Genomic DNA, 12253 nt, shown 5'->3' on the forward strand with positions numbered 1-12253 from the left:
CGTCACTCCGCGTCGGGGCCGTAGACCTCGACCCTGTCCGAAACGCGCCTTACGTGAATACAGTCGCCCGGGCATTCCTTCGCCGAGTCGACCACGTCCTGGAGCAGCGTCAGCGGAACCGGAGTGGTCGCCCCCGCCTCCACCAGGAGCTCGTCCCCAGGGCTCTTCACATACGCCAGACCGTCAATGTCCAGCTCGAACACCTCAGGGGCGTACTGCACGCAGATGCCGTCCCCGGTGCAGAGGTCCTGGTCGATCCAGACCTCGAGCGGCGCTCCGGCCTCGCCGGCGCCAGCAGTCCGGTCGCCGGTTGCCTCCTGCTGCACGGTCATATCTCCTGCCGTTCCCTGCGCTGAGTGATCCATCCCGTACACAACTCGCAGCAAGTCGCGCGAGCCCTGACGGGTGTTGAACAGTTCGACCTTACAACCGGCTGCTTTCCGATGTTGATGGGTGGGTATTTCCTTGGCGTGAGGGAGTACGCAAGGGTGAAGATCGGACACACCTCTACCGTCTTTGTGATCTAGGGGTTTCAATCACCACCAGCCCAGGTAGGGTCAGGAAGCGTCCAGCTCCCCTTGGAGGAGGTGAGGACCGTGGCAGCCCACGACGACGACATCAACCGCGGCATCCGGCCCGGGCGAGGGTCTGAGGACCCCGCCGGCCAGGTTGCCTATCTCGAGCAGGAAATCGCCGTCCTGCGACGTAAGCTCGCCGACTCTCCGCGTCACACGAGGATTCTCGAAGAGCGGATCGTCGAGCTCCAGACAAATCTGGCCGGCGTCTCCGCACAGAACGAACGACTGGCGAATACCCTCCGTGAGGCCCGCGACCAGATCGTGGCCCTCAAGGAAGAAGTCGACCGGCTCGCACAGCCGCCGGCCGGTTTCGGTGTCTTCCTTCAGGCGAACGAAGACGGCACCGTCGACATCTTCACCGGCGGCCGAAAGCTCCGCGTGAACGTCAGCCCCAGCGTCGAACCGGAAGACCTCCGGCGCGGCCAGGAGGTCATGCTCAACGAGGCCCTCAACGTGGTCGAGGCCATGGAGTTCGAGCGGGCCGGGGACATCGTCACCCTCAAGGAAATCCTTGAGGACGGCGAGCGCGCCCTGGTCATCGGGCACACCGACGAGGAAAGGGTGGTGAGGCTCGCCGAGCCGCTCCTGGACGTCACCATCCGCCCCGGCGACTCCCTGCTGCTCGAACCCCGCTCCGGCTACGTCTACGAAGTGGTCCCCAAGAGCGAGGTCGAGGAACTCGTCCTCGAAGAGGTCCCGGACATCACCTACGAGAAGATCGGCGGCCTGGGCGACCAGATCGAGCTGATCCGAGACGCGGTCGAGCTCCCGTACCTCTACCCGGACCTGTTCAAGGAGCACGAACTGCGGCCGCCGAAGGGCATCCTGCTCTACGGCCCGCCCGGCTGCGGCAAGACGCTCATCGCCAAGGCCGTGGCCAACTCCCTTGCCAAGAAGGTCGCCGAGGTGACCGGCCAGCCCGCCGGGAAGTCCTACTTCCTGAACATCAAGGGCCCCGAGCTCCTCAACAAGTACGTCGGCGAGACCGAGCGGCACATCCGCCTCGTCTTCCAGCGTGCCCGGGAGAAGGCGAGCGAGGGCACCCCCGTCATCGTCTTCTTCGACGAGATGGAATCCCTCTTCCGCACCCGCGGATCCGGTGTCAGCTCGGACGTGGAGAACACCATCGTCCCGCAGCTGCTCGCCGAGATCGACGGTGTGGAGGGCCTGGAGAACGTCATCGTCATCGGCGCCTCCAACCGCGAGGACATGATCGACCCGGCCATCCTGCGGCCCGGCCGGCTCGACGTGAAGATCAAGATCGAGCGCCCGGACGCCGAGGCCGCGAAGGACATCTTCGCGAAGTACCTCAAGGCCTCGCTGCCCCTGCACACGGACGACCTGTCCGAACACCAGGACTCGCGGCCCGGCACCGTCCACAGCATGATCCAGACAGTCGTCGAGCAGATGTACGCCGAAACCGAGGAGAACCGCTTCCTCGAGGTCACGTACGCCAACGGCGACAAGGAAGTCCTCTACTTCAAGGACTTCAACTCGGGCGCGATGATCCAGAACATCGTCGACCGTGCGAAGAAGATGGCGATCAAGGCCTTCCTCGAGCACAACCAGAAGGGCCTCCGCGTCTCCCACCTCCTCCAGGCCTGCGTGGACGAGTTCAAGGAGAACGAGGACCTGCCCAACACCACCAACCCGGACGACTGGGCCCGGATCTCCGGAAAGAAGGGCGAGCGGATCGTATTCATCCGCACGCTCGTCACCGGAAAGCAAGGCGCGGACACCGGACGCTCCATCGACACGGTGGCAAACACCGGTCAGTACCTCTGACAAAGCGGGGCGGCTGCGGATGCCCTCACCGGGCACCCGCAGCCGACTGCTTTACCGACTGCTTTTCAGCCGGTGACAGGGCGAAGTCAATGACTGAAATGATCTCCCCACCAGCGCGGACTGGTTCTAGGCTCTTCCGTACCGCCGGTCGCGCAGTGCGGGGACGGGCACCGCACAGGCACACGCACCGGAGCACCAGCGGTACTTGAGCGCCGCTCCCGAACAGGAGCGCCGCCGGGCAAGGAGGGCCGCATGACCGTACGGCGAGTAATGGGGATCGAGACGGAGTACGGGATCTCCGTCCCGGGGCACCCGAACGCCAATGCCATGCTCACCTCGTCCCAGATCGTCAACGCCTACGCGGCGGCGATGCACCGGGCGCGCCGCGCCCGCTGGGACTTCGAGGAGGAGAATCCGCTGCGGGACGCCCGCGGCTTCGACCTCGCCCGCGAGGCCGCCGACAACAGCCAGCTCACCGACGAGGACATCGGCCTCGCCAATGTGATCCTCACCAACGGCGCACGGCTCTACGTCGACCACGCGCACCCCGAGTACAGCTCCCCGGAGATCACCAACCCGCTGGACGCCGTGCTCTGGGACAAGGCCGGCGAGCGGATCATGGCCGAGGCCGCCGAGCGGGCGGCCCAGCTGCCCGGCGCCCAGCCGATCCACCTCTACAAGAACAACACCGACAACAAGGGCGCCTCCTACGGCACGCACGAGAACTACCTGATGAAGCGGGAGACCCCCTTCTCGGAGATCGTGCGCCACCTGACCCCCTTCTTCGTCTCGCGGCAGGTCGTCACGGGCGCGGGACGGGTCGGCATCGGGCAGGACGGGCGCGAGCACGGCTTCCAGATCAGCCAGCGCGCGGACTACTTCGAGGTCGAGGTGGGGCTGGAGACCACCCTGAAGCGGCCCATCATCAACACCCGGGACGAACCCCACTCGGACGCGGAGAAGTACCGCCGGCTGCACGTGATCATCGGCGACGCGAACCTGTCCGAGATCTCGACGTACCTCAAGCTCGGCACTACCGCACTTGTCCTGTCCATGATCGAGGACGGGTTCATCAACGTGGACCTGGCCGTGGACCAGCCGGTGCGCACCCTGCACCAGGTCTCCCACGACCCCGACCTGCAGCACCTGATCACGCTGCGCAGCGGACGGACGCTGACCGCCGTACAACTCCAGATGGAGTACTTCGAGCTGGCCAGGAAGTACGTGGAGGAGCGGTTCGGGTCCGACGCGGACGAGCAGACCGAGGACGTCCTCACTCGGTGGGAGGACGTGCTGGGGCGGCTCGAGAGCGACCCGATGAGCCTGTCGGGGGAGCTGGACTGGATCGCCAAGCGGGAGCTGCTGGAGGGCTACCGCAGGCGCGACGGACTGGGCTGGGACGCCGCCCGCCTCCACCTGGTAGACCTCCAGTACTCGGACGTACGGCCCGAGAAGGGGCTGTACAACCGCCTGGTGGCCCGCGGCAAGATGAAGCGGCTGGTGGAGGAGCCGGCGGTGGAGCGGGCCGAGGGCAAGCCGCCGGAGGACACCCGGGCGTATTTCCGGGGCCGGTGCCTGGAGCAGTACGCGGATGACGTGGCGGCGGCCTCGTGGGACTCGGTGATCTTCGATCTCCCGGGCCACGACTCGCTCCAGCGGGTCCCGACGCTGGAACCGCTGCGGGGCACCAGGGCCCACGTGAAGGAGCTCCTGGACCGCTGCCGCACGGCGGAGGACCTGGTACGGGTGCTTTCGGGCCGCTGAGCCTTTCCGGTGCCCGGGCGGGGCCTGAAAGGCCCCGGGTCCGGGAATCATGAGAACACCCGGACGTTATGAAAGTGCGGGGACGAATGCCGGACCCTCCTTGTAGGGTCCGGCGTAGGGTCTGATCTTGAGGGAGATCCCGATCCGGGGTCTCCCGACGTGAGCGTGCGAACCGAGCGGGGTGAGGTAGACATGGCGACCAAGGACACCGGCGGCGGACAGCAGAAGGCGACGCGCTCGACCGAGGAGGTCGAGGAGGCGGCGGTCGAGGAATCGACCGACCTCAAGGAGCGGCAGGAGAAGCTCTCCGACGACGTCGACTCCGTACTCGACGAAATCGATGATGTGCTCGAGGAAAATGCGGAGGACTTCGTTCGGAGTTTCGTACAAAAAGGCGGCGAATAGCCTTCGAATCTAAGGTGAAACCGCCAGTGTGTGGTCCATGTCCAATGGATCGAACTGGTGCCGCGGCTGCGCCCGTGACCTACCAATGAGCGGGTTCGCTGCAGATCGGAACCGAAGCGACGGGCTCCAGCCCAGATGTCGTGAGTGTGTGGCGGCGTACAGTGCCGAACATTACCGACGCCGCCAGGCAGCCAAAGGCAAGGTCGTCAAGGATCACGTGGAAGTCCCGGCAGGGTGCAAGTTCTGCCGGCAGTGCGGTGAGATCAAGCCGCATAGCGAATGGCACAAGAACGCAACGGCCTCGGATGGCCTGTCCACGCGATGCAAGGCGTGTCGGGCCATCCAAGGCCGGGCGGGCCATCTGAAGCGCTCGTACGGCATGACCGAGGGCGAGCGGGACGAGATGGTCGCCGGGCAAGGCGGTCTGTGCTGTATCTGTCTAAAGGCTCCGGCCGTACATGTGGATCACTGTCACGAGACGGGTAGGGTCCGAGGCGTACTGTGCTTCAACTGCAATTCGGCCATCGGCAAGTTGGGAGACGATCCCGACACTCTGCGTCGGGCCATCTCATACCTGGAGGGACACGCGTGGAAGCCAACAATCGTGGCACAGGGCGTCTACCGGCAGCCTTCCTGACGCCGGGGTCCTCGTCCTTCATGGACTTCCTCGGGGCGCACTCGCCCGAGATGCTGCCGGGCAACCGCAGGCTGCCCGAAGGTGTCGTCGAGGCGCCGCACGGGACGACGATCGTCGCCACCACCTTCCCCGGCGGGGTCGTGCTCGCCGGTGACCGGCGGGCGACCATGGGGAACATGATCGCGCAGCGGGACATCGAGAAGGTGTTCCCGGCGGATGAGTACTCCGCGGTGGGTATCGCGGGTACGGCCGGCCTGGCCGTGGAGATGGTGAAGCTGTTCCAGCTGGAGCTGGAGCACTTCGAGAAGGTGGAGGGGGCGACCCTTTCGCTCGAAGGCAAGGCGAACCGGCTGTCCACCATGATCCGGAGCAATCTGGGGATGGCGATGCAGGGGCTCGCGGTCGTGCCGCTGTTCGCCGGCTGGGACGAGGGCAAGGAGAAGGGCCGGATCTTCTCCTACGACGTGACCGGCGGCCGCTCCGAGGAGCACGGATTCGCCGCGACCGGTTCGGGCTCGATCTTCGCCCGGGGCTCCATGAAGAAGCTGTACCGCCCGGATCTGACGGAGGAGCAGGCCACCACCCTGGTCGTGCAGGCGCTGTACGACGCCGCCGACGACGACTCGGCGACCGGTGGCCCGGACCTGTACCGCCACATCTACCCCATCGTCACCGTCATCACCGACGAGGGCTTCCGCAGGCTCAGCGAGGAGGAGTCCTCGGAGCTGGCCCGCAAGATCACGAATCGTCGGCTCGAACAGCCCGACGGCCCGCGCGCCGCCCTCCTCTGACCATCCGTCGCCTCGTAGAGCCCAGAAGAAAGGGACGGTCAGCCGGTGTCGACTCCGTTCTACGTCTCACCCCAGCAGGCGATGGCCGACCGGGCGGAATACGCCCGGAAGGGCATCGCCCGCGGTCGCAGCCTCGTCGTGCTGCAGTACGCCGACGGCATCGTGTTCGTGGGCGAGAACCCGTCCCGCGCGCTGCACAAGTTCAGCGAGATCTATGACCGGATCGGCTTCGCGGCCGCCGGCAAGTACAACGAGTACGAGAACCTGCGGATCGGCGGTGTGCGGTACGCCGATCTGCGCGGATACACGTATGACCGTGGCGATGTGACGGCCCGTGGGCTCGCCAACGTCTACGCGCAGACGCTGGGCACCATCTTCTCCAGCGCGGGCGAGAAGCCGTACGAGGTGGAGCTGGTCGTGGCCGAGGTCGGCGCGACCGCCGCGGGCGACCAGATCTACCGGCTGCCGCACGACGGTTCGATCGTGGACGAGCACGGCTCGGTCGCGGTCGGCGGCAACGCCGAGCAGATCAGCACCTTCCTCGACCAGCGTCACCAGGACGGGATGACCCTGTCCGAGGCGCTGAAGCTGGCGGTGCAGGCGCTGTCCAGCCAGGCGAACAGCGCGGACAAGGCGGTTCCGGCCGAGCGGCTGGAGGTCGCGGTGCTGGACCGGACGCGGTCGCAGCAGCGGAAGTTCAAGCGGATCCGGGGCCGGCAGCTGTCGCGGCTGCTGGAGGCGGATGTTCCGGCGGCGGCCCAGGCGGACGCCGTCTCGAACGACGAGGCTCCGGACGAGGACGCCGAGTAGGCATACCGCATACGTCCCTGGACACAGCGGACAGCGGACACGGTGCACACAGCGGCGCCCCCGGCCTTTGCGGCCGGGGGCGTCGCCGTGTTCAGGGCCGGGCGGGCGGGGGGCCGGAGGAGCCGCGGACGACGAGTTCGACGGGGATGTCGGGGGCGGTCCAGGGGGTGCCTTCCAGGACGGCGAGGAGGGCGGTCATGCCCTGTTCGCCGACGCGCTCGGCCGGGAGCCGGACGGTCGTCAGCTCGGGTTCGACGGCGGTGGCGAGGGCCAGGTCGTCGAAGCCGGTGACGGAGAGGTCGTCGGGGACGCGCAGGCCGAGGCGGCGGGCGGCCTTGCAGGCGCCGGCGGCCAGGATGTCGTCGTCGCACACGATGGCGGTGGGCCGGTCCTCAGGGGCCGCCAGGGCGGCCTCCATGGCCGTACGGGCGCCTTCCACGCTGAGCGGGGCCCGTACGGTGCGCAGCTCGGCGGTGGGGCCCAGGAGGTCGGCCAGGGCCCGGGCGCGGACTTCGAAGGTCCAGGTGTCGACTGCGGAGGCGAGGTGGAGGAAGCGGCGGTGGCCGAGGTCGAGGAGGTGTTCGGCGACCTGGCGCATGCCGTCGGCCATGGCGAGGTTGACGTGGGCGGCGGCGCTGTCGGCGTGGGGGTCGCTGTCGAGCATGACGAGGGGGAGTCCGGCTCCGCCGATGGCGTCGAGGGCGTCGGCGGCCATGGAGGAGGCGATGACTCCGTCGAGGGCGGCGCGGGCGGAGGCGAAGGGGTCGCGGGCGGGGCCGGTGCCGTCGGGGGAGGGGTAGAGGACGACACCGAAGCCGTGTTCGGCGGCGATGCGGGCGGCGCCGGTGTAGACGCGGGCGAAGAATTCGTTGGTGAGGGCGGGGACGACGAGGAGGGCGGTGCGGGTGCTGCCGAGGCGGAGGTTGCGGGCGGCGAGGTTGGGGCGGTAGCCGAGCCGGGTGGCGGCTTCGCGGACGAGGCCTGCGGTGCGTTCGGAGACGCGGCCGCGCCATTTGTCGCCGAGGACGAGGGAGACGGTGGCCTGGGAGACTCCGGCGGCGGTCGCCACGTCCCGGCTGGTGGGTCTCGTCACAGGGTGCTCCTGAAGTGCGAGGTCGCGGGGGTTCGGCTGTCCTTCGGGGTGGACCCCCGTCCTGCGGCCATGGTACGTATGACGTCCGACGTTATACGTATTACCCCGGCTCGGTCCGGGCAGAAGGGGGCCGACATGGCCGCGGGATACGCGGAGCTGCTCAGGACCCGGCACGCCGCGAGGCTGCTGGTGGGCACGCTCATAGGCCGGCTGCCCAATGCCACCGCGTCCATCGCGATCGTGCTGTTCACCCGGGCCGAGGGGGGCAGCTACGGCCTCGCCGGGGCGCTGGCCGCCGTGTACGGGGTGGGCAACGCGGTCGGTCAGCCGCTGCTGGGGCGGGCCGTGGACCTGTACGGGCAGCCGCGGGTGCAGTTGCCGGCGGCCCTGGTGTCGGCGCTCGGGATGGTGTGGCTGGCGTGGGCGGGCACCGGGTCGGCGGCCGCCGCGTACGGCGCCGTCGTCGTCGCGGGTCTCTTCACGCCGCCCCTGGAGGGCGGGCTGCGGGCCCTGTGGCCGGGCGTGCTGGGCGGTAAGGAGGAGCGGGTGCACGCCGCGTACGCGATGGACGCGGTGGCCCAGGAGGTCATGTTCACGGTCGGCCCGCTGCTGGTGACGCTGTTCGTGGCGCTGTGGTCGCCGGCGGTCGCGCTCGTGGCCATGAACGCCATCGGTGTGCTGGGCGCGCTGTCCGTGGTCGTCTCCGAGCCGTCCCGCGAGTGGCGTTCGGCGCCGCGTGAGGCGCACTGGCTGGGGGCGCTGCGTTCGCGGGGGCTGCTGGCTCTGCTCGGTGCCTTCTTCTTCGTGGGCATGGCGCTCGGTTCGATCACCGTGGCCGGTCTCGCGTACGCCGACGACCACGGCGGCCAGGCGGTGTACGGCTGGCTGATGGCGGCGCTCGGTCTGGGCGCGCTGATCGGCGGGGTCGGCTACGGCGCCCGGCAGTGGGCGGGTGCGCCGGAGCGGCGGCTGCGGATGCTGGTGGCGCTCCTCGCGGTCTGCTACCTGCCGCTGATGCTGACTGTGGGTCCCGTGGCGATGACGGCGCTGGCGGCGCTTTCGGGGGTGTTCCTCGCCCCTGCCCTGGCCTGCGCGTTCATCGTCGTGGACCGGCATGCTCCGGCGGGCACGGTGACGGAGGCGTTCTCGTGGCTGGTGACGTTCTTCGGAGTGGGTGCGGCCATCGGCACGGCGGCCGCGGGACCGGCCGTGGAACTGGGTGGCACGGTGGCGGGCTTCGGTGTGGCGAGCGTGGCGGGGGCGGCCGCGCTGGTGGTCCTGATGGTGACTCAGCGGGTGCTCGCGCTTCCCGGCCGTACCGTCGCGGTGGCGGGCTCATCGGGCAGCCTCGTTAAAAACTGATCGAAACGACGCTCTCGAACCCGGTTTCAGAACAGGGCAGAAGGCGTAATGTTCAGTCATGGACCGCCGCATTTTCGGGCTGGAGAACGAGTACGGCGTCACGTGCACGTTCAGGGGACAGCGCCGACTGTCTCCTGACGAAGTGGCGCGCTACCTCTTCCGCCGTGTTGTCTCATGGGGCCGCAGCAGCAATGTCTTCCTGCGGAACGGCGCCCGCCTCTACCTCGACGTGGGTTCGCATCCGGAATATGCAACTCCCGAATGCGACAACCTGACCGAACTGGTCACTCACGACAAGGCCGGCGAGCGCATTCTCGAAGGCCTGCTCGTCGACGCCGAACGCCGCCTGCACGAGGAGGGAATCGCGGGCGACGTCTACCTCTTCAAGAACAACACCGACTCGGCGGGCAATTCGTACGGCTGCCACGAGAACTACCTGGTGGCGCGGCACGGAGAATTCTCCCGCCTGGCGGACATCCTCATTCCGTTCCTTGTCACGCGCCAGTTGATCTGTGGCGCGGGCAAGGTGCTGCAGACCCCCCGGGGTGCGGTCTACTGCGTCAGCCAGCGCGCCGAGCACATCTGGGAGGGCGTCAGCTCCGCGACGACCCGGTCCCGGCCGATCATCAACACCCGGGACGAGCCGCACGCGGACGCCGAGCGCTACCGCCGTCTGCATGTGATCGTCGGCGACTCGAACATGTCCGAGACGACCATGCTGCTCAAGGTCGGGGCCACCGACCTGGTGCTGCGCATGATCGAGGCGGGCACGGTGATGCGGGACCTGACCCTGGAGAACCCGATCCGGGCCATCCGCGAGGTCAGCCACGACATCACCGGACAGCGCAAGGTACGCCTGGCCAGTGGCCGTGAGGCCTCCGCCCTGGAGATCCAGCGCGAGTACTACGACAAGGCCGTGGACTTCGCCGAGCGCCGGGGCATCCGCACCGGTGTCGTCGACCAGGTGCTGGAGCTGTGGGGCCGTACCCTCGACGCGATCGAGGCGGAGGACCTGGACCGGATCGGCACCGAGATCGACTGGGTCATGAAGTACCAGCTGATCGAGCGGTACCGGGGCAAGCACAACATGACCATGTCGAACCCGCGGGTCGCCCAGATAGACCTCGCGTACCACGACATCCACCGCCGTCGCGGCCTGTACTACCTGCTGGAGCGCAAGGGGCAGGCCGCGCGGATCTGCAACGACCTCAAGATCTTCGAGGGCAAGTCGGTGCCCCCGCAGACCACGAGGGCCCGGCTGCGCGGCGACTTCATCCGCCGGGCGCAGGAGCAGCGCCGGGACTTCACGGTCGACTGGGTGCATCTGAAGCTGAACGACCAGGCGCAGCGCACCGTGCTGTGCAAGGACCCGTTCCGGTCGGTGGACGACAGGGTGGAGAAGCTCATCGCCGGCATGTGATGCCGTGTCGGCGTTGTCCTGATGTCGTTGTGCCAACGGCCCCGTGCGCTGTGGCGTACGGGGCCCTTGGCACGCCACCACCTTGTCGTGGAGGGGGTTGGCCGTAGAGTGGGCCGCTAGGACGGATCATTCCAGCGACCCTGAGGACCACTGTGCGACGCCGACTTGCTGCCGCGCTCATCGTGCCGGCTCTGATGCTCACCGCGGCCTGCGGAGGGGGCGACGACTCTGGGAAGAAGAAGGATTCCGCGTCCCCGTCGGCCGACGCCTCGCAGCCCGCAGTCCCGAAGGCGGTCGCGTCCGCTGACCCGATGCCCACCGTGAAGGGTGAGGCGGGCCAGAAGGCGGAGATCACCGTTCCCAAGGGCGAGCCGAGCGGCAAGTTCGTGGTGAACACCCTCAAGGAGGGCTCGGGCGCGGTGATCAAGAAGGACGATCTCGTCGTCACGAAGTACACGGGCAAGATCTGGAAGAGCGGCAAGGATCTGACCGGGTCCTACGACAAGGACGGTTCGCCGCTCGTCGTCCCGGCCGGTTCGCAGACGATCGTCCCGATGTTCAGCGAGTCGGTGCTGGGCAAGAAGGTCGGCAGCCGTGTGCTGGTCGTCGCCCCGCCGGAGGCCGCGTTCGGTGCCCAGGGCCAGCCGCAGCTGGGTGTCGGCCCGACCGACAACCTGATCTTCGTCCTGGACATCGACTCGATCATGCCGAAGAAGGCCGAGGGCACGCAGGCGCCGATCCCGTCGGACCTGCCGCAGGTCAAGGCGGACAAGGATGAGGCCGCCACGATCACGATCCCGAAGAACGACCCGCCCAAGGAGCTCGTGGACAAGGTCCTGATCGAGGGCAAGGGCCCGGAGATCAAGAGCGGCCAGACCGTGTACATGCAGTACAGCGGTGCGGCCTGGAAGCCGAACGAGGGCAAGGATGCGGCCAAGCTCTTCGACACGTCCTGGAAGACCGGTGCCCCGTTCTCGACCGTGATCGGTCAGGGTCAGGTCATCGAGGGCTGGGACAAGGGCCTGGTGGGCAAGAAGGTCGGCAGCCGCGTGCTGCTGGTGATTCCGCCGGAGCAGGCGTACAAGGACCAGGCCAAGGGTGAGGACCTGCCGGCCAACTCCACCCTGGTCTTCGTCGTCGACATCGTCGGAGCAGTGTAAAACTGTTCCGGTTGATCCCCAGTTCGTACGTATGAGGAGCAGTTCCGTGAGCGACAAGCTCGAGAAGCCCGAGATCGACTTCCCCGAGGGCGAAGCGCCGAAGGATCTCGTGATCGAGGACATCTGGCTGGGCGACGGCGCCGAGGCCAAGGCCGGTTCCCGGGTCTCCGTCCACTACGTGGGCGTGGCCTTCTCCACCGGCGAGGAGTTCGACGCCTCCTGGAACCGCGGCTCGGCGCTGCAGTTCCAGCTCGGTGTCGGCCAGGTCATCGCCGGCTGGGACCAGGGCGTCCAGGGCATGAAGGTCGGCGGCCGCCGCAAGCTGACGATCCCGGCGCACCTGGCGTACGGGGACCGCGGCGCGGGCAGTGCGATCGCCCCGGGCGAGACGCTGATCTTCGTGTGCGACCTGATGGCCGCCTGATCACCCGGCTGTGACAGCTGTGGG

The 12253-nt window shown here is 68.0% G+C and carries 11 protein-coding genes and 1 pseudogene; 10 read left to right on the plus strand and 2 right to left on the minus strand.

Annotated features, from left to right (window positions below; all coding sequences use genetic code 11):
* Nucleotides 1-2 precede the first annotated feature (2 nt).
* Nucleotides 3-332: a ferredoxin gene (locus tag J7I97_RS23760; protein WP_214938191.1), complete on the minus strand. Its 330-nt coding sequence runs from the start codon at nucleotides 330-332 to the stop codon at nucleotides 3-5.
* Between the two features lie 264 nt (nucleotides 333-596).
* Between J7I97_RS23760 and arc the strand changes: the two genes are divergently transcribed.
* The 6 genes from arc (at nucleotide 597) to prcA (ending at nucleotide 6770) form a co-directional block, all read left to right on the plus strand.
* Nucleotides 597-2363, plus strand: coding sequence for a proteasome ATPase (gene arc / locus J7I97_RS23765; RefSeq protein WP_214938194.1), 1767 nt, complete (start codon nucleotides 597-599; stop codon nucleotides 2361-2363).
* A gap of 252 nt (nucleotides 2364-2615) precedes the next feature.
* Nucleotides 2616-4127, plus strand: coding sequence for a depupylase/deamidase Dop (gene dop, locus J7I97_RS23770; protein WP_214938196.1), 1512 nt, complete (start codon nucleotides 2616-2618; stop codon nucleotides 4125-4127).
* Between the two features lie 192 nt (nucleotides 4128-4319).
* A complete protein-coding gene (locus J7I97_RS23775; RefSeq protein WP_030233608.1) occupies nucleotides 4320-4532 on the plus strand; it encodes a ubiquitin-like protein Pup in 213 nt (70 codons plus the stop codon).
* Nucleotides 4533-4569: 37 nt separating this feature from the next.
* Nucleotides 4570-5169: an endonuclease VII domain-containing protein gene (locus J7I97_RS23780; protein WP_214938198.1), complete on the plus strand. Its 600-nt coding sequence runs from the start codon at nucleotides 4570-4572 to the stop codon at nucleotides 5167-5169.
* Nucleotides 5121-5960: a proteasome subunit beta gene (prcB, locus tag J7I97_RS23785; RefSeq protein WP_214938200.1), complete on the plus strand. Its 840-nt coding sequence runs from the start codon at nucleotides 5121-5123 to the stop codon at nucleotides 5958-5960. The genes J7I97_RS23780 and prcB overlap by 49 nt, the downstream gene beginning before the upstream one ends.
* 45 nt (nucleotides 5961-6005) lie before the next feature.
* Nucleotides 6006-6770: a proteasome subunit alpha gene (gene prcA / locus J7I97_RS23790; protein ID WP_214938202.1), complete on the plus strand. Its 765-nt coding sequence runs from the start codon at nucleotides 6006-6008 to the stop codon at nucleotides 6768-6770.
* A gap of 91 nt (nucleotides 6771-6861) precedes the next feature.
* On the opposite strand, the gene J7I97_RS23795 is transcribed toward prcA, so the two are convergent.
* Nucleotides 6862-7863, minus strand: a complete 1002-nt coding sequence (locus J7I97_RS23795; RefSeq protein WP_214938204.1) for a LacI family DNA-binding transcriptional regulator — start codon at nucleotides 7861-7863, stop codon at nucleotides 6862-6864.
* Nucleotides 7864-7998: 135 nt separating this feature from the next.
* Between J7I97_RS23795 and J7I97_RS23800 the strand changes: the two are divergent.
* The 4 genes and pseudogenes from J7I97_RS23800 (at nucleotide 7999) to J7I97_RS23815 (ending at nucleotide 12229) form a co-directional block, all read left to right on the plus strand.
* A pseudogene (locus J7I97_RS23800) lies at nucleotides 7999-9274 on the plus strand (MFS transporter).
* A 9-nt stretch (nucleotides 9275-9283) separates the two neighbouring features.
* Nucleotides 9284-10645: a Pup--protein ligase gene (pafA, locus tag J7I97_RS23805; RefSeq protein WP_214938208.1), complete on the plus strand. Its 1362-nt coding sequence runs from the start codon at nucleotides 9284-9286 to the stop codon at nucleotides 10643-10645.
* A 152-nt stretch (nucleotides 10646-10797) separates the two neighbouring features.
* The gene (locus tag J7I97_RS23810) at nucleotides 10798-11805 is read left to right on the plus strand and encodes an FKBP-type peptidyl-prolyl cis-trans isomerase (RefSeq protein WP_214938209.1); all 1008 of its coding nucleotides are present in this window, start codon (nucleotides 10798-10800) and stop codon (nucleotides 11803-11805) included.
* Between the two features lie 31 nt (nucleotides 11806-11836).
* Nucleotides 11837-12229, plus strand: coding sequence for an FKBP-type peptidyl-prolyl cis-trans isomerase (locus tag J7I97_RS23815; protein WP_214938211.1), 393 nt, complete (start codon nucleotides 11837-11839; stop codon nucleotides 12227-12229).
* Nucleotides 12230-12253 lie beyond the last annotated feature (24 nt).

Origin of the sequence: Streptomyces sp. ISL-87 (assembly GCF_018614095.1) — a bacterium.
Lineage (GTDB): Bacteria > Actinomycetota > Actinomycetes > Streptomycetales > Streptomycetaceae > Streptomyces.

What these genes read in the sequence shown, in the direction of transcription:
- J7I97_RS23760 (WP_214938191.1), bottom strand. Translation starts at nt 332, where the DNA reads ATGACCGTGCAGCAGGAGGCAACCGGCGACCGGACTGCTGGCGCCGGC.
- dop (WP_214938196.1), top strand. Translation starts at nt 2,616, where the DNA reads ATGACCGTACGGCGAGTAATGGGGATCGAGACGGAGTACGGGATCTCC.
- J7I97_RS23775 (WP_030233608.1), top strand. Translation starts at nt 4,320, where the DNA reads ATGGCGACCAAGGACACCGGCGGCGGACAGCAGAAGGCGACGCGCTCG.
- J7I97_RS23780 (WP_214938198.1), top strand. Translation starts at nt 4,570, where the DNA reads ATGTCCAATGGATCGAACTGGTGCCGCGGCTGCGCCCGTGACCTACCA.
- pafA (WP_214938208.1), top strand. Translation starts at nt 9,284, where the DNA reads ATGGACCGCCGCATTTTCGGGCTGGAGAACGAGTACGGCGTCACGTGC.
- J7I97_RS23815 (WP_214938211.1), top strand. Translation starts at nt 11,837, where the DNA reads ATGAGGAGCAGTTCCGTGAGCGACAAGCTCGAGAAGCCCGAGATCGAC.